A 24,365-nucleotide genomic window follows, 5' to 3' on the forward strand; every position below is an offset into this window, starting at 1 on the left:
TCAGGCTCGGCTGGCAGCAAGGTCTGATCTGTTCGGCGGCCGGCGCATGTCGCGGATAATGCCCATGCCAATGGCCAGCAGCATGCCCAGGGCAAAGCCTGCGAACGCTCCTGCGCCTGCCACCAGGGCAGTGCGCGGGGGCCATGAGCGCCCTGGCGGGGGCACCGCGGTCGAAATCACCTGTACGTTTGTGGTGTCGATCTGCTCGCGCTCACTGATTTGGCGCGCACGTGACAGAAAGCTCTCATAGACCGCTCTCTTCGAGGCCGCATCGCGTTCAAGCTCACGCAGGGCGACTTCGGACTCGCTGTCGGTGAAAACGTTGCTCTTCAGATCGTTCATCCTGGCGTTGAGAGAGGCCAACGAGGCCCTGGCCTTGTCCAGGCTGGACTTTGCCGTTCCGACGGTGCGGGAGAACTCGGCTCGGAGTTGCGAGTTGACGGTCTCGAGCTCCGTCCTCAGCCTGACAATCGTCGGGTGGCGCGGACCGAAGGTCATCGACTGTGAGTCGATCTGCTGTCGCAGGCTGTTTGACCTGTCGCGCAGCGCCGCGAGCGCTTCCGAAACCGTGGGGTCGGGATTGGCCCCATTTATACCGGAGGCAACCAGGGCGTCGTAGCTTGCCTGCGCGGCGATCACGCGCGATTGCGCATCGACGATTTCGCCGTTGAGCTGCGTCATCGTCTGCGAACTGACGAGCTGGCCATTGCTGGAGGACAGGTTGTGGCTGCGCCTGTAGCTCTCGACCTTCTCTTCGGCTGCCTGGACGTCGCTCTTGAGTTGGCCAAGCCGGCTGTCGAGGGCAGCCGCGGCACGGCCGGCACCGGCAGCTTCGGCCTTGGCCAGTTCTTCCTGGAAGTTTTTGACTATGGCCTGCGAGATCAGGATCGCTTTGGCAGTGGTTTCCGCGGATACCGAGAGGGTTGTGACAAACGAGGTTGGGTCCGCAGCGGCGTTTACCCGGTCCGCCAGGTTCTTCAAGGCGATAAGCTTCGGGTCGGGCTTCGCCACCGCGCCAGACGTAGACGTGCTCCGGTCTGGATCGAAAAACTCTGGATCGTGAGTCAGATTCAGTTCGTCCACCACACGGGAAAGCACGTTGCCCGAGGTCAAGATGCGCTGCTTGCTGCGTGTGTTGAGCAACTGGCTATCGACCTGGCCCGGTTGTGAGTAGAGGTCGTTTTCCACAACCTGCAAATTGGAGGGGTTGATGAGTACCTCTGTCGTGACGGTGTAACGCTGCTTGCTCAGCAATGCATAGGCGCCGCCGACAATGCCGCCGATTACCGCCAGCATGAACGCCAGGGCGAGACCGGCCCGCAGCCAGACGAACAGGCGTCGAAAATCGAGCTCGAGGAAATCGCCGATCTTGTCCAGGGTCACCGTCGCGACAGGCTCGGATGGTTGCGGCGTCACCGGTGCGGAGCTGCGCGCCGCGACTGGGTCATGCTGTTGCAGCATCGCCCTGCGCCGCGCATTGGCGATACGCTCGAACGCACTGTTATTGGAAGCCGTCGCGGAGATCGGGGGTGTGCCGGAACCGGCAGACATGGTGACAACCCTTGTTAAATCGTTACGCTTGGCCTGCTCTACAGAAACATCGTTAATATCTTATTTTCCAAGCTGGCCCATTTTGCCGTTCATCCCCCCTTCCGTCCGGCGGACGTTGAAGGGATTCGTTGCCCAGAATTTGGCGCGCATTCTTGCCGTCGCCCGATTTGCGTCCGCAACCGGTGAGTGATTTTCATGAAATCGGTAACGCGCACTTAACGGCGCGGTTGTATTGAAAAGATGGCAATGCCTTTTGAATGACATCTGAAGCACTGACCGCGACCTGCAGGATGGCGTCAGTCGCCTGCAATTGCAGGAGAGGAACGTGACGAAATTCTATTCGGTCCAGTATCTTCGCGCCTGCGCCGCTTTGTTGGTTCTGTTCGCGCACGCTTTTTCCTACCAGATCGGCATAGATAATCCGATTATCGTGACTGCGGGCCGCCTTGGTGTCATTCTGTTCTTCGTCATTAGCGGATTCATAATGGTCTATATTACGGGGAGCGGTCCCTTCTCTGCTCCAACCTTCCTGAAACGCCGAGCGATCCGGATCATCCCCCTCTACTGGCTTTTCACAAGCGTCGCCGCACTTCTGGCAGCTCTTGCACCAAGTCTCTTCCAGAAGACCGTCTTTACGTGGCCCCATTATCTCCAGTCGCTGTTCTTCGTTGTCCACCAAGCGCCCGAACGAGATGGCGTCAGCCCAATTTTGTCACTCGGCTGGACGCTCAATTATGAGGCCTATTTCTATATCGCATTCGCGGTGCTCGCATTCCTATCGGTGACCGCGCGCGCATTTGTGTTGACGGTCTTTTTCATTGCGATGTGGCTGGCCGGGCTGTTGATAGCTCCCACCAACCCTGTTCTCCAGTTCTATCTGAACGCTTCGCCGGTGGCCTTCGTCGTCGGCATGTGGATAGGCCGGCGCTATCTGGACGGCGGCTTTGCTTCCGACACACGCCATGTCTGGCTACTCGGCCCTATGGCCGCTGCAGGCGTGTTGCTTGCATTCGTCGATGACGGCACGCCGCTGATGAGCCAGATCAGCTTCGCGGGGCAGGTAATGTGGGCCGCCAGCCTGCTTCACCTTGGTCTCATTCTGGAACCGAAACTGAAGCACTGGAGCCTGCTCGAAGAGCTCGGCAACGCCTCCTACGCGCTTTACCTGTCGCATATCTTCGTGATCGGCGCCGTAGCCTACCTGGCCAGGCGCACCATCGGCTACGACCATCCGGCAACAGTGTTGCTGGTCTCGGTGGTCAGCATCGTGACTGCCTGCATAGCCAGCCTGGTGATCCACCAGATGATCGAGAAGCCGATTCTTCTCATTCTGAACGGCAGAAGGAAGGTTAGAGCCACATCGCTTCCTTACGCTGCCACGGGGAACAAATAAGGAGACCGTGCAAACGTCCGGGCATCGAACTTAACGGTTGTGGCAAACGCATGGCCCGGCATATTTTGACAACACACACGCCGCATCCGTTCGGCAGTCTCTTGAATGGATCTCGTGGCCGGAATGCCGTTTGAATACCTTCACTTGGAGGGGCCATGAGCTATCCTGCTGCCGCATCGGAACGATTGTTGTCCAGCCAGGCGCGCCGTCAAAACGCGTTGTCGCTGCTGTTTTTCCTATGCGCCGCATTCGCGTTCCTGCTGCGCTTTACGGTGTCGCCGCAGGTGATGAACATGGTCGTCGACTATACGGCCCAGGGAGGCTCGTTCTACGAGAAGCTGCATTTCGGCACTTACGCGATCTTCCTGCTGCTTGCTGTCGTTCTTTTCAGCCGACCGTTTCTGCTGCAGGGCGACGAAATTGGAATATTCAAGGCGTTGATGCGCTATTCGGTGCTGATGTTCGCGCTGGTGCCTTATCTGTTCATTACCGGCCGTGCGGGCTCCTCCGGGTTCATCATCGATACCTATCTGGTGGCCGGCGCCACAGGCCTGTTGATGCTGGCATTAAACGCGGAGTCGCGGCGGGCGCTGGGCGACGTAGTGCTTGGAATGGCCATCCTGAGCGCCGTGATCGGCACTATCGAAGCGGTGACTCAACATCGATTCCTGCCTTACGGCATCAACGAACTGCAGTTCAGGCCGATCGGCTTAGCGGCCCATCCGCTGTCACTAGGCGCGCTCTGCGCCACAGTCATCGGATTCGTACCGCTGACGCGCTGGCGCATATGGGTGCGGGTGGTGGCGATTTTCGTATTGGTCGTCGGTTGTGCTGCATCGGGCGCTCGCGCCGCGCTTCTGCTCGCTGCCGGAGAAATCCTCATTCTGCTGCTGTTCGTGCCTTGGCCGGGCCTGTCGCTCAAGTATGAGCGGCAGGCCAAATTTGTCGTGCTGATGTTCACTATGACAGGCGGCGCGGTGCTTGTTGCGATGCTGTTTGCTGGCGGTCTGCTGAACCGGTTCAGCAACACCATTTTCGACCAAAATTTTATGGCGCGGGTGACGATCTACCAGGTGTTCGGACTTGTCAGCTGGAAAGACATCCTGTTTGGCATGAACGGCGACGAACTCCTGGCGATCGTCAACGAGAAGCTGCATCTGCCGTTCATCGAGAGCGCGCCGGTGGTCATCGTCATGCTCTTCGGCCTGCCCATAGCCGTGCTCTTTACGGTGCTGATATTCTGGTTCGTTTTTCGGCTGCTGCGCGGGGCGCCGCTGCCCGCATGGATAGGCATCATCACCTTCCTGCTTGCTGCGCTGTCGAACAACGCGCTCTCATCAAAATCGCCTGAAATCGCGATTATTGTGGTGTTGCTGCTTGCCTATAGGAAGCAGCCCGATAGAGGCCAGCTCGAGAGCATGCCTTCGGCCGCTGCATCCCACCCAAACCCGGCCGGGTCTCGTTAAGCACGGACCTCGGATCCGGTCAGCCGGCGCTATCCACGACCTCGACATCGCCGGCGCGATTGAGCGTGTGGATACCCGCCCGCGCCCATGCCGGCCCCGGATCGATTGGGCGGGGCAGTTCAAAACGGACGTCGAAATCATTAAGCCGATCCAGCCGCATCAACCCCAGGCCACCGCCATAGGCTCTCGAGCCGTTTTGCACCGGCAGCAGCAAGGCGTCGCCCTGACGGATGAAAGCGCCGCCCGGCCGAGTGGCCGAGTGATCGACGGCGACGGGATTGAGCGCATGCGCTACCCAAGGCCCACGCAGCGCCGTGGCGGAATAGACGGTCATCGTGTCCGACGCGCTGCCGTGACCGAACCGCTCCGTCCCCAGCAACCAGAAGCGGCCGTCGGATTCTAGCAGCGTGGCGTCGTTGAAATCCCTGTCCGCGATCAGCACCGTATCGCGTACCCAGCGATCCGGAAACTGCACGGCACGGTAGAGCACCAGTTCGCGTGCCGTAGCGCTTTCAGGAATCATGAAAATTTCGCCGGAGTGGGCGAACACCTGCGGATATGACAGGTGATGCGCTTCCTCCAGCACCAACCTCGGCACGCCGAAAACGCCGTCGTCGCCAAGTTCAGCGACGGAAATCACGCCGCGGCCGGTGGCGTAGGGGAACTCCTCGACAAAAAGATAGTGGCGGCCGTCGCGTTCGAGAACGAACGGATCGGCGTAGAATCGCTGCCCGTCATCGGCAAGCACGGTGAACGGCTTGCCATCCAGCTGTCCGGTTTCGGCGACGCCTGGACCGTCGATCAGCCGGTAAGCAACCTGCCAATAGAAGGGGCGCCGGCCACGTCGCAGTTTTTGCACGGCACGGTCGACCAATCCCCTGCCGAAAAAGGGCAGATAGTGCCGGATAAATCCGCCTTTCTGCAGGGGTGGCGCCGGGCTCTCGGCAATCGGCGCAAGTTTGCCCGTGGAAAAGCGGGCGACACATTGGGCAATCAGGGAGATGGCGCCGGCGAGTAGCTCGTTGCTGCTGCGGGACAGCCAGAGCCGATCGCTGATCATCGGCCGCGCCCTGGCGATGGCAACGCCGTCGAGGCGGGCGGTGAGTTCGGGTAGCCGCCCGCTCGCCAGTATCTCGGTCATGCCTGCGGCAAAGCTGCTGCGGCCACAAAATTCGAGCGTCAGGACAGGCGTGCCCCGTCGTGCGGCGGTAGCGGTGAGATCGACTATAAGGTCGGCGGGGCCGGTATCGCCGGACGGCAACGGCTCGGAACGGCTTGCCAGTGAGGGGCCGAAGCGCCGGCCCTCGAGCGCCAGCACATTATCCATCCCGCGCGCGTTGGCTTCAGGCGTCGGCGCGCGGCAACTCGAGACAACGTGTCCAGCCGCGCTCAACCGCACCAGAAGCTCATTTTCCCAGCGCCGGGATGCGTCGGCGTGGCCGATGATTAAAATATTAGTCAATCCAATATATTCTTTTTCAAGACTACTACCATAGACTATTTGTCAGCCCGACCTTTCACAAGAGTTAACCCGGGAGAACGCGGCCTTGGTTGTTAATCATATATTAAGAATTGAGATCACGAAGGCGTTTTCCGGCGCTATTATGGCTGTTGCGGACAATAGTCGGCATGTTTCGAGTGCTGCAGGCGGCCAGGATCAGCAATGAACGTCCTTTCACGTCCAAAACTGCCGTCCAGGCGGAAACTGCTGATCGTGTTCGGCACGAGGCCGGAGGCGCTCAAATGCTTTCCGGTGGCGCGCGCCGCCCTTGCTCATCCAGGCTTCATCACCGAAATATGCATCACCGCCCAGCATCGCGAGATGGTCGACCAGGTTGTCGAACTGACCGGCCTGCCGGTGCATCACGATCTCAACATCATGCAACCCGGCCAGTCGCTGTTCGACGTGACCTCGCGCGTGCTCTTGGGCATGGCCGAGGTGCTGGACAAGGCGAAGCCCGATATCGTCATGGTACAGGGCGACACCACCACGGCGATGGCCGCGGCTCTGGCTGCCTTCTACAAGCGCATCCCGGTCGCTCATGTCGAAGCAGGATTGCGCAGCCACAACATCAACTCGCCGTTTCCTGAAGAACTGAATCGCAAGATTGCCGGCGACATCGCCACCTGGCATTTTGCGCCGACCGTTCAGGCGCGCGACAACCTCATCGCCGAAGGAAAAGCCGAAAGCACTATCTTCGTGACCGGTAACACCGTGATCGACACGCTGTTGCATTTTTCAAGCGCGATCGATGCCGACAGGTTGATGAACGCGAAGCTCGCCGCCCGTTTCCCCTTCCTCGACTCTACGAAGAAAATGATCCTCGTCACCGGCCATCGCCGCGAGAATTTCGACGGCGGCATCCAGCGCATCTGTACGGCGTTGAAAGGATTGGCGGCGCGCGGAGACGTGCAGATCGTCTACCCTGTCCATCCAAACCCCAATGTGCGCTCGGTGGTCAACGCAGAGCTGGAAGGCGTGCCGAACATCCATCTGGTCGAGCCGCAGGACTATCTGCCGTTCCTGTATCTGCAGAAGCAGAGCTATCTGGTGCTTACCGATAGCGGCGGCGTGCAGGAAGAAGCGCCTTCGCTCGGCAAGCCGGTGCTGGTGATGCGCGAGAATACCGAGCGACCCGAGGGGATCGTGGCCGGCACCGCCCGCCTCGTCGGCACCGATGTCGAGAAAATCCTGTTCAACGCCAATCGCCTGCTCGACGATCAGGCTGCCTATCGCGGCATGGCGGAACGACACAACCCATATGGCGATGGCCGGGCCAGTAACCGGATTGTTGAGGAACTGCTGCATCATGGCTGAAATCAAAACCGTTTCCGTAATCGGCATGGGCTATATCGGCCTGCCGACCTGCGCCATTTTCGCCAGCCGAGGGCTCGACGTCATTGGCGTCGATGTGAACGGAGCGGTCGTCGAGAAAGTCAATCGCGGCGAAATCCACATCGTCGAGCCGGACCTTGACGGCCTGATCCAGAAGGTCGTGGCGAACGGCAAGCTCAAGGCCTACAGCACGCCGCAGCCGGCGGATGCGTATATCATCGCCGTGCCGACCCCGATGACCCACGACCATAGGCCGGACGTGACCTACGTACTGGCGGCGGCACGAAGCATCGCCCCGGTGCTGAAGCGGGGAGACCTTGTGGTGTTGGAATCGACATCGCCGGTCGGCACGACACGCATCATGAACGGGCTGCTTGCCGAGTTGCGGCCTGACCTCAAATTTCCTGTCCTGCATGACGAAGACGCCGATGTGCTGGTCGCCTATTCGCCCGAGCGCGTGCTGCCGGGAAAGGTGCTGACCGAGCTGATCAATAACGATCGCTCGATCGGCGGATTGTCCCGCAAATCGTCGGAACGGACCGCGGCACTCTATTCAACCTTCGTCACCGGCGACCTGTTCATGACGACGGCCGAAAGCGCTGAGCTGGTGAAACTTACCGAGAACGCGTTCCGCGACGTCAACATCGCCTTCGCCAATGAGCTTGCCGCAGTGTGTCAGGACCTGTCGCTCAATGTCTGGGAAGTGATCGATCTCGCCAATCGGCACCCTCGCGTGAACATCCTCCAGCCGAGCCCGGGCGTTGGCGGTCACTGCATTGCGGTCGATCCATATTTTATCATCGACGCCGCACCCAACAGCACGCGGCTGATGGCTTCCGCACGCCGGATCAATTCCGAGCGGCCCATGTCGGTGGTCAGGGATATCGAGGCTTTGCTCGACCCCTCCCGCAAGCAAACGATCGCCTGTCTTGGCCTCAGCTTCAAAGCCAATATCGACGATTTGCGCGAGAGCCCGGCCGTCGAGGTGGTGAAGCTTCTGTCCGATAACCCCAATGTGAAGATCATTGCGGCTGAACCCAACACAAATGCGCTGCCGCAGGAACTCGAGGGCAGGGGCATCGTGTTCACCGACGCACTTTCGGCCATCGACAAGTCCGATATCGTCGTCCTCCTGGTCGACCATCGGCAGTTCAATCTGGTCGACCCCGAAGCGCTCAAGGACAAGAAGCTCGTCGATACAAGGGGCCTATGGACCTGGCGCAAGGCACGCAAGCCCGACGCCCGTATCGAAGGCAAGAAACCAGAAGTCGCACAAGTGACGCTCGCAAGGGAGCAGGCTGCATGAACGCGCACGACCCGGCTTGGGCGCAGCATTCCCTGTTGGCATCACGGCGCCGGGAGTTCCTTGGCGCACCGATCCATGCGCTGACCATGGCCGAGACGCTGGCCATCGCCGACGAGGCGATGACCGTGCGGCGGCCGCTGCATCATGTGGTCGTGAATGTCGCCAAGCTGGTGACCATGCGCCAGAATGCCGAACTGCGCGAGGATGTTGCAGGGGCGGACGTGGTCAATGTCGACGGGATCGGCGTGCTTTGGGGCGCACGTCTGTGTGGCGTCGCGCTGCCCGAGCGGGTGGCGGGCGTCGACATCATGATCAATCTGCTGAGCCTCTGCGCGAAGCGTGGGTTCAGGCCCTATCTGCTGGGGGCCGAACAGCACGTTCTCGACGCGGTTGTAGCGAGACTTGCCAAGGACCATCCGAGCCTGGTCATAGCGGGGATGCGCAACGGCTATTTCAAGCCGGAGGATGAGGCCGGGATCGTCGCGGCGATCAACGCGTCGGGCGCCGACTGCCTGCTGGTGGCCATGCCGACACCGCGTAAGGAGCGATTTCTCAAGCGCTACCGCGACGAACTCGCCGCAAGCTTCGTGATGGGCGTGGGCGGCAGTTTCGATGTCTATGGCGGCAAGGTTGCCCGTGCGCCGAGGCTGATACAAGCAGCCGGCCTGGAGTGGCTGTTCCGCGTGGTCCAGGAGCCGCGACGCTTGTGGCGCCGCTACTACGACACCAACACTGCCTATGCCGGGCTGCTGTGCCGGGAGTTCTGGGAGCGTCGCTGGCGCCGAAACGCCGGTTTATAGGTTCGCGTTCACCCATAAAACAGGCGTTGGCCGTGGGAGCGACGTTCGAACTCCCGAGACTAAGGCCGTGACTTGGAAAACGGCGCTTAACATTGGGTTATCTGAGTGTCACGATCGTAGATGCCGGTCTCCGAATCATGGCCTCTCAAATATCAAGGTAAGCGCCCGCCTTGCGGCATGTTGCAGCCGGGGGCGCGTCACCCTTTCGGACTTAGATTACGGGTTTAGGATCGCGAAGGCTGTTCCAGGCCGGAGCGCTTTCCAACGCCGCATAGTTCCCCATTGCGATCTCCTGGACTATTTTCATTAGTGCTCCGCCAGCCGCGCGCGCAAGTGACCCGCCCACGCTTATCCGCCGTACGCCCGCCCCGGCAATCTGCTCAAACGTGAGACCGGAAACACCTTGGCCGAGGACATGATTGACCGGCACGCTGACAGAGCTGCAAATCTGCTCGAGAGACGCCAGATCCGGGACACCCGGCGCATACAGCACCTCAGCGCCAAGAGCCTTCGAAGGCCTTTAGGCGGCGAATCGCCTCGTCGAGACCATACACGCCTTTACCCACCCCATCGGCGCGGGCGGTGAGCACGATGTCGTATTTTCGAGCAGCTGCAACCGCCGCCGCTACACGTGCCACCGCAGCATCAAAATCGCGTATTGGCTGGCCAGGCTTTGGTTGTCGATCTTCGATCGAAAGTCCAGCCAATCCCGATTCGGCGGCAAGCCGGACGGTTTCAGCCACGCCTTCTGGTGTGTCTTCATAACAATCTTCCAAATCGGCAGTGACCGGCACGGTCGTCGAGGCGGCGATCTCGGCGGCATATGCCAAGCTTTCGTCGCGGCCGACTTCCTTTGCTCCGTCCTTCTTTCCCTTCAAGAAGGCGTAACCCGAAGATGTTGTCGCAAGCGCCCTAAAACCCAGACCAGCCATCATTCGCGCGCCGGCTACGTCCCATGGGTTTGGGATCAGGAAGCAGCCGGATTTATGAAGAACGCGAAATTGTTCAACCTTCTTGGATCGGGAAGTCACGCTGCCCCCTCAGACTTGGAAAAAAAGCCGGGTTCGACTAAATGCCGATGATTGCAGCTTTTCAATCGTCCGTTTTTCCGCCGAGCGCGACGTGCGGACCACTATGGCGCCTCCTCTCATGACCCGAACACCCGGAGATTGAATGTCCGGTATGCAAGAGCCCGTCTCCGGCAAGGTACACCATGTGTTGTAAGCCTCGGAAATACCCGCTTACAGATCGCTTGCGAAATTACGCGATCCGTAGCCGCGCCCGCAGCTGGGCGAGGAATTGCGTCGCTGCCACAGGGTGGAATAGCGAGGTCAGCCCGAAGAAAACCGCAGCTCCGGCGGTGCCGCCGGCGATAAGCGAGAAGATTGCCGGCACATCGCCGGCCACCATGCTGGCAAGCTTGGCGGCCACCCCTGTGCTGAGCGAGATGATTGCCGAAACGCCAATGTCGCGCCACGGCACCGGCACCGGCGTGAGCCGTTCGCTGATGATGATGCAGGTTATGGAGCCCACCACCGAGCCGCCCGCCAGCGCCAAAGCGGCGCCGATCTCCGCCATCGAAGGGATCAATAGCAGAGACAATGCGATTGTTGCCGCCGAGCCGAAGAGATTGGCGATGATCAGCAGCCACGGCCGTTTGTGCGCGTGCACCACGACGCCATAGACGAAGCTGGTGAGGTTGGCACACAGCACGCTGAAGGCGATGATCGGAAACAGCAGGCCGAAGCGGCCGTGATATTGCGAGGGCAGCATGAGCTCAGTGATATCGCTGCTGAGCGCGACCAGCATAGCTGCAATCGGCAGGCAAAGCCGCATCATCAAGGCCATCAACTGCGATAGCAACCGACCCGATGCGGCGGGCCCGTCCTCGTCGAACCGGCTGACCACCTCGGGAAAGGCGCCCATGTTGATGGCGTTAGCGACCATGTCGATCGGTTGGCGGGCCAGCGCATAGGCTGCGGCGAAGATCGCCACAGCGCTGGCATCGTAATAGAACTTGAGGAACAGACGCTCCGCGCTGTTGAGCCCGAAGCCAACCAGCGCCATGATGATCAGCGGCACACCGAGCGCAAAGAAGTCTCTGTGGGTGAAGCGCGGCGGACCGGTAACGACGCGTCGGGATGCCATGATGCCCGCCACGATGCCGGCAATCAAGGCGCCGAGGCTCGAGCCGAGCGATACCGTCAGAAAGCTATCCTGGAAGATAAGGATGGCGCCGATCGGCAGCGCGAGTTGCAGCAGGGCACGCAGGGCTTCGAGCATCGAATAGACCGAATGGCGCTGCTGCATCTGCAGCACCGTCAACGCGAAGCGGCTGATGGACCCGGCGACCAGATAGCCGCAGACCGCGATCGCGAACTCGACCCAGCGTTCCGGCACGACCACCGCCGACGCGCCTACCGATATGACCAGCGCCAGTGCCGTGGTGGCAAGCAACACCTGCCCGGCCAGCATCAGGCTGCCGCGGCTGACTTCGCCCTTGCCGCCGAGCCTGAGCAAGGCGATGCGCAGCCAGTTGGTGACGGCAATGTCGGTCATTTCGCCGACGGTCACCACCAGAGTGAGCAGGCCATACTCGGTCTGGTCGATCAAACGCGTCACGACGACCAGCAGGAGCAGCGCCGAGATTCGCGTCAGCAGGATCGCCGGAGCATAAATGAGCGTGGAACGGAGCAGCAAAGGCGTGTCCCTGGAAAATTCACCTTCGACTAGCCGCCGACTGGCGGAAAATCCAGCGCGATGACGGCGAAGGGTGAACAGATTCAGTTTGAACTAAAAGATTTGCCGTAAACCTTATCGGGAACGTTTGCTTTGCAGTTACCCGGTCTGTGTTATTTAGAGTACCATCATGTTGCAGCGCCTCATATCCGATCGAAAAATACATGTCCTGGTCGCGACGCCGTCGGGCGTTTCGGGCCAGGGCGGCATCGACCGCATCATGGGGGCGCTGAAGCAGGAGTTCGAACGGCAAGAAGTCACCGACATCGATGTGCGCTTCCTTGCCAGTCGTGGCTCGGGGCATGTCGGACTTTCGATCTTCTATATGCTCGGCTTTTGCTTACGGATGCTTAAAGCGCGTCTGGCTGGACGCGCCGATGTCGTTCATATCAACATCTCAGTCTCCGGCAGCACCTATCGCAAGATGGTGATCGCCGCCTGCGCACGGCTGCTGTCGATACCCTATGTCCTGCATTTGCACGGGGCGCAGTATCAGACATTCTGGAAAGACGATCACGGGTTCATAAGCCGCCGTATCAAAGCTCTGTTCGAGCATGCCGATCGGGTGATCGTTTTGGGCAGGCTTTGGCGCGATTTCGTCGCCAACCGGGCGCCAGGCGCTGCCGGCAATATCGTGATCGTGCCCAATGCGACCGAAGTCCCGTCGCTGGCGCATGTCGGTGGCGGCGGCCACGTGCATATCCTGTTCCTGGGTCGTATCGGCGACCGCAAGGGCGTACCGCAATTGTTGGACGCGCTGCATCGCATGAACCCCGTCAAGAACTGGCGCGCCACGATTGCCGGCGATGGCGAAATCGATGCGGCACGGGCAAAATCGGCCGGGCTGGGGATCGCAGACCGGATCGCCTTTCCGGGTTGGGTGGGGCCCGACGATGTCGCGTCGCTGATCTCTTTCGCGGATATTCTGGTTCTTCCCTCCTTCGCCGAAAACCTGCCTATGTCGGTGATCGAAGGCATGGCAGCCGGTTTGGCGGTGGTGGCAACCCCGGTTGGCGCGGTCGAAGATATAATTACCGACGGGCAATCCGGGCTGCTGGTGCCGCCAGGCGATGTTACTGCGTTGACCGACGCGCTGGGCCGCCTCGTGGAGAGCCCAGCACTGAGGGCGAGGCTTGGTGCCGGTGCCATGGTCGTACATCGGGAACGGCTTGAACTCGCCCCGTTTGTCGGCGCAATCTGCGATGTCTGGCGGTCGGCGGCGTCAAGCCGTCAACCGGTCAAGCGCTGAGGCTGATGATCGCGGCGGCGCCTCAAGCCCGAATTCGCGGTGGAATATCTCCAAATTCAACAGCGCCCATATCAGCTTTTCGTGGTCTGCGGCACCCGTGGTGTGTTCCGAGACGATTTGATCAAGCTGTTTCGGGCTCAAATAGCTGCGAATGACGGAGTTAGGCGAGCAAAGGTGGTCGTGCACGTAGTTCCTCATCGACCCCCGAAACCATTCGGCGACGGGCACCTTGAATCCGATCTTGCGGCGGTTGAGAATTTCCTCCGGAAGTATGTTGGCCATGCTGCTGCGCAAGATCAGCTTACCCTTCCGCCAACCCACCTTGTAGCGATCGGGCAATTTGCTGACGAACGCAACCAGATCGCGATCGAGGAACGGCATTCTTCCTTCGATTGAACCGGCCATCATCATCCGGTCGCCTCGTTCCAGGAGATTGTCGGGCAACCACGATGTCTGATCGAAAAATAGCGCGCGGCGAAGATGGGATGCTGTCGCGCTTGAGGAAAACGGTAAGTTGTTGCGTCCATTGCGGCAATTGGCCGGCGCACCGATGAGGCGACTGTGTTCCTGCTCTGTCATGGCTCCAAACCAGGAGATCATCCGGGTGGCAAAGTCCCTTTCACCCGCGCTTCGGGCAAATGTATCGAACTTGGCCGATGCGCCAGGCATGGCACGTATCAAAGGGGCGAGGAGGTTGTTGTGGAGCAAGGCTGGAACGAGCGACCGGTAGATTCCAGCCAGTGACTCTGCGCGATGTTTGGGATACCCGCCGAGAACCTCGTCTGCCCCTTCACCTGTGAGCACCATCTTGACGTCCTGTGAGGCTCGCTCCGACATCAGGTAAATCGGAATGTCCGAACTTTGTGAAACGGGCGCCCCCAGATGGCGAATCAACTTCGGCAGGTGGTCAATCAGGTCGTCCGCTTCTATGACCAGTTCGCAATGATCGGTCTTGAAATGATCGGCGACGCGTCGGGCGAATGGAAGTTCACTATAGGCCGGTTCGCTGAAACCGACCGAAAATGTGCGAATGGGCTTGTCGCTGTGCTTGGTCATCAGGGCCACGATTGCTGACGAGTCGAGGCCTCCGGAGAGAAAGGCGCCGAAAGGTGCATCGCTGCGCATTCTGATCTCGACGGAATGGTCGAGCAGTTCCAGAAATCGTCGCTTGGCGGTTTCGTGGTCGATGTCCTCGGTCAGGTCCGTTTGATCTGGAGGCGTATAATAGCGCGTTTCCGTCACAGTCCCTTGCGACCAAACGGCATAGCTTCCGGGGTTGAGCTTGCGGATTTGTTTAAAAAGCGTGCGCGGTCCAGGCACGTAACGCCAGCGCAGGTACTCGTGCACAGCGTCCAAATCGAGTTGCTGCGCATTTGGCTGCGATGACAACAACGCGTTGATCTCTGAGGCAAAGGACAGCAGTTTTTCGCTTTGCATGAGGTAAAGGGGCTTTTTGCCGAACGGATCACGGGCGAGGATCAATTCGTGCCTCTGAGCATCCCAGAGCGCAAAAGCGAACATGCCGCTCAACCGTTCGAACATGGACAAGTGCCACTGATCATAAGCTCTGAGCAGCACCTCGGTATCGGAGCGCGTTCGAAAATGATGGCCGAGGCCGATCAGTTCCTGGCGCAGCTCGATATAGTTGTATATTTCGCCGTTGAAAATTATTCTGAGATGGCCGTCCTCGATATGCATCGGCTGATTTGACTCTGGCGCTAAGTCAATAATCGCCAGGCGGCGATGGACCAATGCCAATTGTTCCTCGCCAGTATTCAAGTCCAAGAACTCGATGCCTTCGGCATCGGGACCGCGATGCCGCAATGCATTTGACATTCTGGCGGCCCGCTCTTGTGGATTCTCGGCCCTTCGGCCGATCCACCCGGCAATTCCACACATTGTTCCCCCTAGGCGCGCGTATTCCTCACTCCAGTACAACAAATGTATTAAACACTTCGTGGCTAACAGATCGAGCCGCGAGGGAAAAACTGCCACAGGCCATTCTCGATCCAACCTGGCGTTGAGAGGATCGAAGTTGACGGCTGCTCATCCGCGACGAGAACTGACGGCAATTAGGGCAGGCCCAGTGCCTGCAGCATCTCCGGGTCGGGCACCGGGGGGCCATCGGGCCGGATGAGGCTCATCCCATAGCGATTGGAGAACTCCCAGACAGACCATGGGATCGCGAAGCGTTCGGCCTCTCGGCGCACCGCCTTGAGATAGCGCGAACGGTCGGCCTCGAAGGCGCCCATGCGGCCGTCCGCTGACATGAGGATAGCGCCGAATTCGCCCATGAAGAGCCGCCGGCTTGGAATGCCATGGCCTTCAGCCCAGTCGACGGCCTGACGAAAGCTCGTCTCGAGTTGGCTCTGCCCCCAGTTCTGCTCGAAATATTTCGCTACTGCTTCGCGCGCGGTGGCCATGTTCATCATCTGCTCGACCCTGCTCAAGCCGGCAGCTTCCATCCGCGCCCTAAGGGTTTCGGTCACCACTTCGGGTGTACTGCTGTCGGCAGGCCAGGGAAGTCCCGAAACAAAGCTGTTTGTGTCGTCGGGCCGCTGGTGGGTGAAGCTGTGCGGCTCATACATATGGAAGCTGTAATAGAGGTTTGGGTCATCGAAGCCGGGGCTGAGGTTGACCAGTCCGGCAATGCTGCCGCCGCAGGCGCCGGTCGCAACGATGGTGAGTTCGCTGCTGACCGCTCGAATGTCGTGGACGGTCCCCGCCATGATCCGCTGCCAGTCATCGCTGCCGCTTGGATCGCAAGGGTAATATGCTGGCTCGTTGTAAGGTTCGAGGGCGACTTTGTCGGTGCCTATCTTGACCAGCATGGCGGCGACCGCCACAACCATCTGGCGGTAGCCGGCAACGCCCTCGCTGTCGGCGCCGCCGTAGATCATCTCCATGCTGTAGTCCGGAACCTGAGTGACGCCATGCAGGTCGAAAACCACCTTGAGGCCGGTCGACGTGATCCGCTCGACGGCGGCGGCAAGTATGTCCAGCGCCTGCTGCAGCCTGGCGCCCTCGCTGGCAAGCAGAGGGCCGGGATCGACGCTCAGCCGGACGAAGTCGAAGCCCATCGATCGGATGTGGGCAAACACCTCCCCGGCCGGCCAATCGGTGAACGGCCTGCTTCCCGCAAGCCACTCCTTTTCGCTGCGATAGGGCGGCCAAACGTAGGTTCCGTCTTTCTCCACCGGCGACCAGTTGAGCCACTCATGCACGCCAACGCCGCGCTTGAGAGGGATGGGCGCTGCCTCGGCCGCCATAACCAAGGCGAGCACCCAGGCAACAACACACACCGCTTTTCTCATCGCTCTCTCCGCATGGTCGCCGGAGATATTAACCGCAACGAACGGGAAAGAAGATTGCCGGCGCGCAGCTTTTCGACGGCATGGTATACAAGGACCGAAACGTTGACGGGGCGTGCATGAGAATCGGCTGGTACATCAACCGATTGCGCAGCATGGGACCGGCCGAGGTGTTGCACCGGCTGAGCGAGCAACGTCGAAGGATCGCGTCGCGCCGCCGCGATGATGGGTGGGAGCGCTATCCATCGCCGCAGTTGCACCCGGTGCTGCCGGGATTTCGCCACGCTGTGCTGGCAGCGACCGACGCTCAACGGCAAGCCATAGCGGCGGCCGCGCAAGAGACGCTTCAGGGCCGGTTTTCGGCACTCGGGCGGACATGGCCAAAGCGCGAGCCCGATGTTTTGTTTCCTGCTGAGCTTTGGCGTCTTGATCCGGTGACCGGCAGGCTTTGGCCTGGCTCCGAGGCTCATACTTTCGACATCGATTTTCGCCATGGCGGCGACCTTGGCGATATAAAATATGTCTGGGAAATCAACCGGCTGCAGCAATTGCCGCCACTGGCTGCACACCTGCTCCTCAGCGAGGACAATCGGTCCCGGAGGGCCATCGAGGTGGCAATCGGCAGTTGGCATTCCGCCAATCCGCCGTTCCGAGGCATTGGCTGGGCGTCCGGCATCGAGGTAGCGCTGCGAGCCATCAGCCTGATCGTCACCCTGGACCTCGTTGGCGACCGGCTTGACCCGGCGACCCTGCGGAAAGCCGGTGAGATACTCGCGGCAAGCGCCTATTGGCTGCCGCGGTTTCCATCGCGATATTCCTCCGCCAACAACCATCTCGTCGCAGAATTGGCTGGCGAATATCTGGTCGGCCTGGCGCTCGGGGCCGAATCCGAAATCGCCCACGGCGCCCTCCTGAATGAGACGCACAAGCAGATACTCGCCGACGGCGCCGGTGCCGAGCAAACGCCGACCTACGCAGCCTTCAGCGCCGAACTCATCTTGCTGTGCGCCGCCGCGGCACGCCAGGCGGGAACGCCGTTTCCCCCCGCTGTCGAAGCGCGTCTGGGTGCCTTCGCCAATTTCGTCGGCTGGCTGCCACTGAAAGCCGCCCGCTTCGGCGACGACGATGAGGGCCGCGTGCTGAAGCTGGGGGACGAGCCGAACTATATCCGATCCGTCGCGGCCGCCATCCAAAGCTTACTGGGGACGCCGGGCAACGCGCCGGGGCCCGACGACTTTCGTTCGCTTTTCTTTGGTGCGCCGTCGGGCCCGGCACCGGCGGTGCATGGCTTGCAGACATTCGCGCGAGGTGGGCTCTCCGTCTGGCGCGGAGCAATGAATGGCCGCGATGTCGAACTGACGTTCGACCATGGGCCGCTCGGCTATCTCTCGATAGCGGCGCACGGCCATGCCGACGCGCTGTCGCTCACCCTGTGCATCGACGGTGAGCCGGTGCTGGTCGATCCGGGCACCTGGCTCTACGGTTCGGGAGGCGCATGGCGCGACTGGTTCCGCTCCACGCCGGCGCACAACACGCTGAACATCGAGGGTAAAAACCAAAGCACCATCGCTGGGAATTTCAACTGGTCGCACAAGGCAGTTGCGACGCTGGTGGACAGCGAGCCTGGAACGCACTGGAGGCTGTGTGGCCGGCACGACGGGTATAGAAGCCGCTTCGGCGTCATGCATCAGCGCACTTTGGCGCGCCAGGCCGATGGCATCCTCATCACCGACCAACTGCTCAGCGGCAAGCATCAGTCCGAGATCGTCTTCCAACTGGCCGCCGGCCTCCATACCGACCGGCATGAAAACACGGTCACGGTGTTGCGCGGCGACGAGGCGCTATTGGCCATCCGCTTTCCTGATGCCGCGCTCGATATCCGCGCCGGCGGTGACATGCCGGGGCAAGGCGGTTGGGTTTCACTGCGTTTTGGCACCAGGCAGCAAGCCGAACGCCTCGCCTGGCACGGTGAAGTGGGCGAAGCCGGAATCCATATCCATCTTGCCCCAATTCACCCGCCGCAACGGCAAAAACCGGCGCCAACGTAGAGTTGCCGGGCGAGTTCCAGCCGTATTCGACATTAATTACGTTGCGACATTTAGCGGTTTCGTTACCGTTGATCTGCTAGTCTCGCATCATCCAGCCTGCTTTGCCCGCTGCGCCCGCAACAGCCACTGGTTGCAGGCGGCGTAGCAGGTGTGGCGGGGATTTCGTGCTTTGCAATTCGCCCCAGGAGCCGCTGCAACGATGTTTTCCGAATTTGCCAGAGCGATTGTGGAAAAGCTTTCGAACGTCAATCTGACCACGCTCGGCCTGCTTCTCCTCACCGCACTGGGCAGCGCGGTGATCGCCTACTGGCGAACTGCCGAACATAAGTCCCTCAGGGACTTTTTCGACTTCGCCTTCCCGGCGGAAGTCATCCTGCACCCGTCGGCGCGAGCCGACGCCCTGTTCTGGATCACGAAACGGGCGATGATGCCTTTCCTGCTCATTCCTGCCGGCGTCACCTTCGTCGTCGCGGTGGGCTACGGCACACGCGAGGCAATCGGCTGGCTCCTTAACATCCACGCGCCGCTTCTCGGCGGCCCGGCGGGACCGATGACGATCGTCATCTTCACCGCAACCATGCTGGTCGCCTATGATATTTCCTACTACCTCTACCACGTCGCCCAGCACCGCTTCCCGTTCCTGTGGGAATTGCACAAGGTGCATCATTCGGCCGAGGTGATGGTGGGGATCACCAAGGACCGGGTTCATCCGCTGGACGATCTGATGAACCGTATGTGGGATGGCGTCATCCCGGGCATCTGCTTCGGCATCTGGAGCCTCATTGCACTCGATCCGGTAGAGGTCGCTATCTTCGGCATCAACGTCTACGTCATCCGCAACATCCTGATGATGGATTTTGTTCGCCATACGCATCTCAAGATCTCGTTCGGCCCGTTGAACAACATCATCCTGTGTCCGCACTGGCACCAGGTGCATCACAGCATCGACCCACGTCATTATGACAAGAATTTCGGCCTGCTTTTTTCGTTCTGGGATCGGCTGTTCGGAACGCAATTTGTCCCGGAGCCTGATGAAGACCTGAAATTTGGCCTGATCGATCGCGATGTGCGCGATTATCAGTCGCTCTTTGGGCTCTACATCCTGCCGCTCAAGAAGATGACAAGGCATGTCATGCGACTGTTTCACAGGCGGCCCAATGTGGTCGCGCAGCCACAGGACAGTTCTCCTTCATGAACACCGTTGTTTCCATCGACGTCCTAGGCGCGGAGCGTCTGGAAATCGTCCGTTCGGCGGATCGCCTGGCGGCGGTCGAAGCCGCTTGGATGGACCTTTGGCATCGTACCGACGGGCTGATCTTTCAAAGCCATGCCTGGATTTCGGCATGGTGGAGTACCGTACAACGCCGTGACCAGCGCGCGTTGCGGATCGGCCTGGTGTGGAAGGGCGAGAAACTCGTTGCCGTCGTTCCGCTGGCGATCGGCAGGCGCAGGGGGCTGCGGTTTCTCGAATGGGCGGCCGGCAGCTATACCGACTATGGAGATATTCTCGTTGCCCCGGACTGCTCGTTGTCGGCGCTGCAGGAGCTATGGAGCCAACTCTGCGATGCCGGTGGCTTCGATCTTGCCCTGATCAATCGTCTCTCACCGGATGCGGCGGCCCGCAAAATTTTCACGCCGGGAGCTTCCTGCGGCATCAGGCTTCGTCCGTTTCACCGAACGGAAGTCAGCTATCGCGTTGCCGGACAATGGGAAAGCGGAGCGGCATGGTTCGCGGATCAGTCGAAAAAGACGCGCCAGAACTATCGGCGCGGCATCAAAGTGCTGGAAGAAACCGGAGAGGTGAGATTTCGCCTGCTTGCCCCCGACGAGCCGCTGCAACCGGTACTGGAGCGCCTCGCGGCCTTGAAGCGGAAATGGCTGACCGAGCGCATGCGTGAGTCCGACCTGTTCGAAGAGGGCGTGCCGGTACTCGCCGCGCTCGTCGACGCGCTGGCGCACGCCGGCGTGCTGCATATCTTCGTCCTGGAATGCAATGGCATAATGGTCGCGGTGTCGATCAACTTCGTCCAGCACGACGTGATGATGGCCTTCGTAACGACCTTCGATCCGGATTTCGGCCGGGCGTCGCCGGGTGTGATCCTGTTGATGGATTACGTACAGTGGTCGATCGATCACGGCTTGAGCGTGGTCGATTTCCTCTGTGGTGCAGAGTCGTTCAAACACAAATTCTCAACGCAGGCGGTTACGCTGGAATCCGTCATCGGAACGCGCACGGCACAGGGCGCGCTTGCATCCCTTGCCGATCGTGTCCTTCAGACCGTCAGGCACATGCGCGAGCGTTCATTGGCACCACCAGAGGGGCGCGATATCCCCGCCCAAGCCGAAGCAGCCTTGGACTAGCGGGACGCTGGCAAAAAAGCTCAAATGAAGCGCGGTATTGGACCGTTTTGCGGCGTAGCGCGGTCGCCGAGGTCGAGGAAGATTTCGTCGATGTAGCACCATCCCCAGCCTTCCGGCGGATCGTAGCCTTCGATGACGGGATGGCCGGTTGCCCGAAAATGCTTGGTGGCATGACGGTTGGGCGAGTCGTCGCAGCAGCCGACATGGCCGCATGTGCGGCAGAGCCGCAGATGCACCCACTGCGAACCGCTCTTCAGGCATTCCTCGCAGCCGAGCGCGCTCGGCGTCACGTCGCGAATGTCCCCGGCATGCCTGCATTCGTCCGCCATCATGCGCTCCTGGCCAGTTGAGGCGCCACGGCGAGACTGCCGCCTTGCGCGAGATATGCATGCAGCGCCGCAACCACCTGGGCACCTTCACCGACGGCAGCGGCGACGCGCTTGATCGAGCCAGCGCGCACGTCGCCGATGGCGAACACGCCGCTGCGGTTCGTCTCCAGCGCACCCGCTTGGCCAATGTCCGGCCCAGTGCGCACGAAGCCCTTCGCGTCCAACGCCAAGCCGCATTGCGCCAGCCAATCGGTGTTCGGATCGGCGCCGATGAACAGGAAGAGATGGTGGATCGGACGTGCTATCTCCGTGTCGCGGTTGCGCCAGCGTACATTGCCAAGATTGCCGTCGTCGCCTTCCAGCGCCGTGATCTGCGTCTCAGCCAGCACCTCGATGTTCGGCTGTGCCCTGACGCGCTCCACCAGATAGCGCGACATGCTCGCATCCAGGCTGCTGCCGCGCGCCAGCAGCCATACCTTCTTCACATGCGCCGCCAGATAAACAGCAGCCTGGCCAGCCGAATTGCCGGCGCCGACCAGGGCCACCTCTTGCCCGGCGCAAAGCCGGGCTTCGATCGGCGAAGCCCAATAGTGCACGGAGGTTCCCTCGAATTGCGCCAGGTTTGCCATATCAATGCGGCGATAGCGCGCTCCGCTGGCGATCACCACCGACCGTGACCGCACGGTCTCCCCGCCGCCGACGGCGAGCGTGTAATGGGCGCCCGGCGTGTCGCTTGCACTGCCCAGCCGCTTCGCCTCGTCCGGTATCACCATTTCGACGCCGAATTTCTGCGCCTGATTGTAAGCGCGCGCCATCAGCGCCATTCCCGAAATGCCGGTCGGGAAGCCGAGATAGTTCTCGATGCGCGAGGAGGCGCCCGCCTGTCCACCAAAGGCACGGCAATCGAGCACGATCGTCGACAGCCCTTCGGAAGCCGCATAGACGGCCGCCGCGAGGCCGGCTGGTCCGGCGCCGACAATGGCCACGTCGTACAGCTTGTCGGCGTCGATCGGCCTCACCAGGCCGATGCAGCGGGCGAGCTCGTTCTCTCCGGGATTGAGCAGCAGCTTGCCGTTCGGGCAGAGCACGATCGGCAAATGGTGGATATCGACATGGAAGCGTTCGATCAGCGTCTTGGCGCAGGGATCGGTAGCGGAATCGAGAACCCGATGCGGCTGACCGCTGCGGGCTAGGAAACCTTGCAGCCGCAATACGTCACCGCTGTCGACCGGTCCGACAATGATCGGTCCGGCTGTGCCGCTCTCGAGCAGGCCGACACGGCGCAGGATCAGCGCCCGCATGATGCGCTCGCCGAGGTTTGCTTCCTGTACCATCAGGTCCCGCAGCCTTTGCGAGGCGATGACGAGCGCCTCGACCGGCTCGACCGCCTCCACATCCACCAGTGAGGGCCGGGCTGAAAGCTGCGCCAGCTCGCCAACGAAATTGCCCGCACCGTGCGTGACGATCGTTTCGCGCCGGCCGAAGCTGCCGCCCTGGATTATATCCACTTTGCCGGACAGGACCACGATCAGACCGGGCGCCAGCTCACCGGCTTTGACGATCTGTTCGCCTGCAGCATAGGACACGGCTTCGCCGAAACGGCCCATGCGGTCCAGGTCAGGTTCAGCCAGCGCGGGAAACATCTGGTCGCGACGGGCAATGGAGATCGGATTGGCAGATTGAGACATGGTTCGAGCCTATCGCCGCTGTCCGACAGATTGAAGCGGTTTTTTGCGGCTTGCGGGCCGTAGGAACCTAACCCGCCTGTCGGTAAACGCTGCGCCCTTCGCTTCGCATTTCACTGACAGCGGCCCGTGCGCCGGTGCCGGCGCGAGGTGCCTCACATTCCGTTGCATCTCCCTGATTTGTTTGATTTGCGTATTCCGGCAAACCCGACATGCTGCTTCGGCCGGCGCCTGTCTAAGCCGGCCAGGCCCGGCGCGCCGTCCTGTGTCAAACTCTCGGCCGCCGGGCTTCTGAACAGGAGAAACGGCCTGCGTCCGCTAGGCGGCCACCTGAAGCACGATCTTGCCGCGCGTATGCTGCTTCTCGAGCCGTTCCTCGGCTTTGGCGACGTCCTCGAGAGGATAGATTGCCTGCACGAACGGCCTGACCTTCCCGGCGTCGATGAGGCGGCTGATTTCGGCAAGCTGTGCTGCGTTCGGCTTGGTCAGATAGGAGACGCCGCGAGCCCGATGCTGGCGGGCCTTTTCCGCCGACGGTTCGGAAAGCGTCGAGACGAGCGTCCCGCCGGGTTTGAGCACGTCCCACGAGCGGTCCTGTGTTTCACCCGCTACAAGGTCGAAGACAACGTCGACGTCTTCGACGACCTCCTCGAAACGCTGGTTCTTGTAGTCGACCGCCTGGTCGGCGCCAAGCGCGCGGACGAAATTGAAATCCTGCGCGGAAACGGTCGTCGCGACGAAGGCGCCCGCAGCCTTTGCAAACTGCACCGCCAGATGACCGACGCCGCCGGCGCCACCATGGATGAGGACCCGCTGCCCGGATTTGAGGCCGCCGTGATCGAAAAGGCCTTGCCACGCGGTAAGGCCCGCAAGCGGCACGGCGGCGGCTTCGGCGTGGTTTAAGCGTTGCGGCTTCGCCGCCGCCTCCGTTGCCTTGACGACGACATATTCGGCGTTGCCGCCGCGGTCGTTGCCGAGCATGGCATATAGCGGATCGCCCTTCTTCAGCGTATGGGCCCGCGTGCCGCACAGTTCCACCACGCCGGATACGTCACGGCCGAGCGTGACGGGCAGATCTGCGCCTGACGAGCCTTCGCGAACCTTGTAGTCGACTGGATTGACGCTTGCCGCGCAGACCTTGAGCGTGACCTCATCGTCGCGCGGCTGAGGCAACGGAACGTCGTCCAGCGAAAGAACCTCCGGCCCACCAAAATCGTGGATACGGACTGCCTTCATGGTAATCATGACTTGCTCCTCGTCGGTTTGCCGTCCAGTTCAGCCTCTGAACAGT

19 protein-coding genes are annotated in these 24,365 nt (G+C 60.9%); 9 read left to right on the forward strand and 10 right to left on the reverse strand.

Annotated features, from left to right (window positions below; all coding sequences use genetic code 11):
- Positions 1-1,551: a GumC family protein gene (locus tag NKJ93_RS13315; RefSeq protein WP_352484053.1), complete on the reverse strand. Its 1,551-nt coding sequence runs from the start codon at positions 1,549-1,551 to the stop codon at positions 1-3.
- 325 nt (positions 1,552-1,876) lie between these two features.
- On the opposite strand from NKJ93_RS13315, the gene NKJ93_RS13320 reads away from it, so the two are divergent.
- Positions 1,877-2,944: an acyltransferase family protein gene (locus NKJ93_RS13320; protein ID WP_023720700.1), complete on the forward strand. Its 1,068-nt coding sequence runs from the start codon at positions 1,877-1,879 to the stop codon at positions 2,942-2,944.
- A 155-nt stretch (positions 2,945-3,099) separates the two neighbouring features.
- Positions 3,100-4,410, forward strand: coding sequence for a VpsF family polysaccharide biosynthesis protein (locus tag NKJ93_RS13325; protein WP_023720699.1), 1,311 nt, complete (start codon positions 3,100-3,102; stop codon positions 4,408-4,410).
- A 19-nt stretch (positions 4,411-4,429) separates the two neighbouring features.
- Here the strand turns inward: NKJ93_RS13325 and NKJ93_RS13330 are convergent, their stop codons facing one another.
- On the reverse strand, positions 4,430-5,737 hold the full coding sequence (locus NKJ93_RS13330) for a glucosamine inositolphosphorylceramide transferase family protein (protein WP_352494486.1): 1,308 nt from the start codon (positions 5,735-5,737) through the stop codon (positions 4,430-4,432).
- Positions 5,738-6,073: 336 nt separating this feature from the next.
- Between NKJ93_RS13330 and wecB the strand changes: the two genes are divergently transcribed.
- The 3 genes from wecB to NKJ93_RS13345 are packed head-to-tail and all read left to right on the forward strand — an operon-like array spanning position 6,074 to position 9,352.
- Entirely contained in the window at positions 6,074-7,228 is a 1,155-nt protein-coding gene (wecB, locus tag NKJ93_RS13335; protein ID WP_023720696.1) for a non-hydrolyzing UDP-N-acetylglucosamine 2-epimerase, read from the forward strand.
- A complete protein-coding gene (gene wecC / locus NKJ93_RS13340) occupies positions 7,221-8,552 on the forward strand; it encodes a UDP-N-acetyl-D-mannosamine dehydrogenase (RefSeq protein ID WP_352484049.1) in 1,332 nt (443 codons plus the stop codon). Before wecB ends, wecC begins: the two co-directional genes overlap by 8 nt.
- Positions 8,549-9,352 (forward strand): WecB/TagA/CpsF family glycosyltransferase, encoded by an 804-nt coding sequence (locus NKJ93_RS13345; RefSeq protein WP_023720694.1) that lies wholly within the window; start codon positions 8,549-8,551, stop codon positions 9,350-9,352. The genes wecC and NKJ93_RS13345 overlap by 4 nt, the downstream gene beginning before the upstream one ends.
- Before the next feature lie 211 nt (positions 9,353-9,563).
- Here the strand turns inward: NKJ93_RS13345 and NKJ93_RS13350 are convergent, their stop codons facing one another.
- The 3 genes from NKJ93_RS13350 to NKJ93_RS13360 all read right to left on the reverse strand — a co-directional run bounded on the left by NKJ93_RS13350 (position 9,564) and on the right by NKJ93_RS13360 (position 12,052).
- Positions 9,564-9,845: an isocitrate lyase/phosphoenolpyruvate mutase family protein gene (locus NKJ93_RS13350; protein ID WP_352589468.1), complete on the reverse strand. Its 282-nt coding sequence runs from the start codon at positions 9,843-9,845 to the stop codon at positions 9,564-9,566.
- 1 nt (position 9,846) lies between these two features.
- On the reverse strand, positions 9,847-10,383 hold the full coding sequence (locus tag NKJ93_RS13355; protein WP_352589471.1) for an isocitrate lyase/phosphoenolpyruvate mutase family protein: 537 nt from the start codon (positions 10,381-10,383) through the stop codon (positions 9,847-9,849).
- 229 nt (positions 10,384-10,612) lie between these two features.
- Complete coding sequence (locus NKJ93_RS13360) at positions 10,613-12,052, reverse strand: lipopolysaccharide biosynthesis protein (protein ID WP_023720692.1); 1,440 nt, start codon at positions 12,050-12,052, stop codon at positions 10,613-10,615.
- Between the two features lie 169 nt (positions 12,053-12,221).
- Here NKJ93_RS13360 and NKJ93_RS13365 point away from each other — a divergent pair, with 169 nt between their 5' ends.
- The gene (locus NKJ93_RS13365; RefSeq protein ID WP_352589474.1) at positions 12,222-13,340 is read left to right on the forward strand and encodes a glycosyltransferase family 4 protein; all 1,119 of its coding nucleotides are present in this window, start codon (positions 12,222-12,224) and stop codon (positions 13,338-13,340) included.
- On the opposite strand, the gene asnB is transcribed toward NKJ93_RS13365, so the two are convergent.
- Together asnB and NKJ93_RS13375 are read right to left on the reverse strand one after the other, a co-directional pair.
- Positions 13,314-15,239 (reverse strand): asparagine synthase (glutamine-hydrolyzing), encoded by a 1,926-nt coding sequence (asnB, locus tag NKJ93_RS13370; RefSeq protein ID WP_352589477.1) that lies wholly within the window; start codon positions 15,237-15,239, stop codon positions 13,314-13,316. The genes NKJ93_RS13365 and asnB overlap by 27 nt on opposite strands.
- A 173-nt stretch (positions 15,240-15,412) precedes the next feature.
- The gene (locus NKJ93_RS13375) at positions 15,413-16,654 is read right to left on the reverse strand and encodes a glycoside hydrolase family 5 protein (protein WP_352589480.1); all 1,242 of its coding nucleotides are present in this window, start codon (positions 16,652-16,654) and stop codon (positions 15,413-15,415) included.
- A gap of 116 nt (positions 16,655-16,770) precedes the next feature.
- On the opposite strand from NKJ93_RS13375, the gene NKJ93_RS13380 reads away from it, so the two are divergent.
- The 3 genes from NKJ93_RS13380 to NKJ93_RS13390 all read left to right on the forward strand — a co-directional run bounded on the left by NKJ93_RS13380 (position 16,771) and on the right by NKJ93_RS13390 (position 21,060).
- Complete coding sequence (locus NKJ93_RS13380; protein ID WP_352589483.1) at positions 16,771-18,699, forward strand: heparinase II/III family protein; 1,929 nt, start codon at positions 16,771-16,773, stop codon at positions 18,697-18,699.
- A gap of 199 nt (positions 18,700-18,898) precedes the next feature.
- A complete protein-coding gene (locus NKJ93_RS13385; protein ID WP_352589486.1) occupies positions 18,899-19,894 on the forward strand; it encodes a sterol desaturase family protein in 996 nt (331 codons plus the stop codon).
- Positions 19,891-21,060 (forward strand): GNAT family N-acetyltransferase, encoded by a 1,170-nt coding sequence (locus NKJ93_RS13390; RefSeq protein ID WP_352589489.1) that lies wholly within the window; start codon positions 19,891-19,893, stop codon positions 21,058-21,060. The genes NKJ93_RS13385 and NKJ93_RS13390 overlap by 4 nt, the downstream gene beginning before the upstream one ends.
- A 20-nt stretch (positions 21,061-21,080) precedes the next feature.
- Here NKJ93_RS13390 and NKJ93_RS13395 read toward each other — a convergent pair whose 3' ends face one another.
- The 3 genes from NKJ93_RS13395 to NKJ93_RS13405 all read right to left on the reverse strand — a co-directional run bounded on the left by NKJ93_RS13395 (position 21,081) and on the right by NKJ93_RS13405 (position 24,319).
- Positions 21,081-21,392, reverse strand: a complete 312-nt coding sequence (locus tag NKJ93_RS13395) for a UBP-type zinc finger domain-containing protein (RefSeq protein WP_352589492.1) — start codon at positions 21,390-21,392, stop codon at positions 21,081-21,083.
- The gene (locus tag NKJ93_RS13400; protein ID WP_352589495.1) at positions 21,389-23,077 is read right to left on the reverse strand and encodes an FAD-dependent oxidoreductase; all 1,689 of its coding nucleotides are present in this window, start codon (positions 23,075-23,077) and stop codon (positions 21,389-21,391) included. Before NKJ93_RS13400 ends, NKJ93_RS13395 begins: the two co-directional genes overlap by 4 nt.
- A gap of 315 nt (positions 23,078-23,392) precedes the next feature.
- Positions 23,393-24,319 (reverse strand): NADP-dependent oxidoreductase, encoded by a 927-nt coding sequence (locus tag NKJ93_RS13405; protein ID WP_352589498.1) that lies wholly within the window; start codon positions 24,317-24,319, stop codon positions 23,393-23,395.
- Positions 24,320-24,365: the final 46 nt, after the last annotated feature.

The sequence above is a fragment of the Mesorhizobium sp. M0028 genome, from assembly GCF_040323855.1.
GTDB lineage: Bacteria > Pseudomonadota > Alphaproteobacteria > Rhizobiales > Rhizobiaceae > Mesorhizobium.

Coding starts and splice junctions, on each gene's coding strand:
- NKJ93_RS13315 (WP_352484053.1), bottom strand. CDS start 1,551: ATGTCTGCCGGTTCCGGCACACCCCCGATCTCCGCGACGGCTTCCAAT.
- NKJ93_RS13325 (WP_023720699.1), top strand. CDS start 3,100: ATGAGCTATCCTGCTGCCGCATCGGAACGATTGTTGTCCAGCCAGGCG.
- NKJ93_RS13330 (WP_352494486.1), bottom strand. CDS start 5,737: ATGGATAATGTGCTGGCGCTCGAGGGCCGGCGCTTCGGCCCCTCACTG.
- wecB (WP_023720696.1), top strand. CDS start 6,074: ATGAACGTCCTTTCACGTCCAAAACTGCCGTCCAGGCGGAAACTGCTG.
- wecC (WP_352484049.1), top strand. CDS start 7,221: ATGGCTGAAATCAAAACCGTTTCCGTAATCGGCATGGGCTATATCGGC.
- NKJ93_RS13345 (WP_023720694.1), top strand. CDS start 8,549: ATGAACGCGCACGACCCGGCTTGGGCGCAGCATTCCCTGTTGGCATCA.
- NKJ93_RS13365 (WP_352589474.1), top strand. CDS start 12,222: ATGTTGCAGCGCCTCATATCCGATCGAAAAATACATGTCCTGGTCGCG.
- asnB (WP_352589477.1), bottom strand. CDS start 15,239: ATGTGTGGAATTGCCGGGTGGATCGGCCGAAGGGCCGAGAATCCACAA.
- NKJ93_RS13375 (WP_352589480.1), bottom strand. CDS start 16,654: ATGAGAAAAGCGGTGTGTGTTGTTGCCTGGGTGCTCGCCTTGGTTATG.
- NKJ93_RS13380 (WP_352589483.1), top strand. CDS start 16,771: ATGAGAATCGGCTGGTACATCAACCGATTGCGCAGCATGGGACCGGCC.
- NKJ93_RS13385 (WP_352589486.1), top strand. CDS start 18,899: ATGTTTTCCGAATTTGCCAGAGCGATTGTGGAAAAGCTTTCGAACGTC.
- NKJ93_RS13390 (WP_352589489.1), top strand. CDS start 19,891: ATGAACACCGTTGTTTCCATCGACGTCCTAGGCGCGGAGCGTCTGGAA.
- NKJ93_RS13395 (WP_352589492.1), bottom strand. CDS start 21,392: ATGATGGCGGACGAATGCAGGCATGCCGGGGACATTCGCGACGTGACG.
- NKJ93_RS13400 (WP_352589495.1), bottom strand. CDS start 23,077: ATGTCTCAATCTGCCAATCCGATCTCCATTGCCCGTCGCGACCAGATG.
- NKJ93_RS13405 (WP_352589498.1), bottom strand. CDS start 24,319: ATGATTACCATGAAGGCAGTCCGTATCCACGATTTTGGTGGGCCGGAG.